Genomic DNA, 468 nt, shown 5'->3' with positions numbered 1-468 from the left:
CCCATTGCTAACCCTCGTTTTTTCATAAATGTGAAACCTCCTTATTTGGTATATTCTCTATATTTATCTTATTTTTTATCATTTCCAACCGCTCCGGATCCACTCTTCCCACCTGCTTTTCCATGGCATTGGCGATGCCGCAGGCCATGGAAAAGCGAAATATCTCTTCCATGCTCCAGCCCATTCTCAAGCCTATGGCAAATCCTGCCACCGTCGAATCTCCGCTTCCTATCGTGGAAGTCACCTCTACACTGGGGATTTTTGCTTCCCAGCAGCAATCCTTTCCAGCCAGGATTCCCCCCTCTGCCCCAAGGGAAACCAACACAAAGGCCACTCCATCCTGAACAAGCTGTAAAGCCAGCTTTCTGACTGCCGTTCGGTCAGACACCGGTTCCCGCCCAAACAGTTCAAATAATTCCTGAAGATTGGGCTTATAAAAATAATAACCGTCTTTTCTCAATTGTTCTA

At 46.6% G+C, this 468-nt stretch carries 1 protein-coding gene; it reads right to left on the bottom strand.

All coding sequences use genetic code 11. The features are described 5' to 3' along the window. Positions 1 to 22 precede the first annotated feature (22 nt). The coding region (locus NE664_13695) for a PfkB family carbohydrate kinase (GenBank protein MCQ4727686.1) at positions 23 to 468 on the bottom strand (446 nt) is incomplete at its 5' end.

The sequence above is a fragment of the Anaerotignum faecicola genome (genome assembly GCA_024460105.1).
GTDB lineage: Bacteria > Bacillota > Clostridia > Lachnospirales > Anaerotignaceae > JANFXS01.
This window is presented reverse-complemented; position numbering and strand designations above follow the sequence as displayed.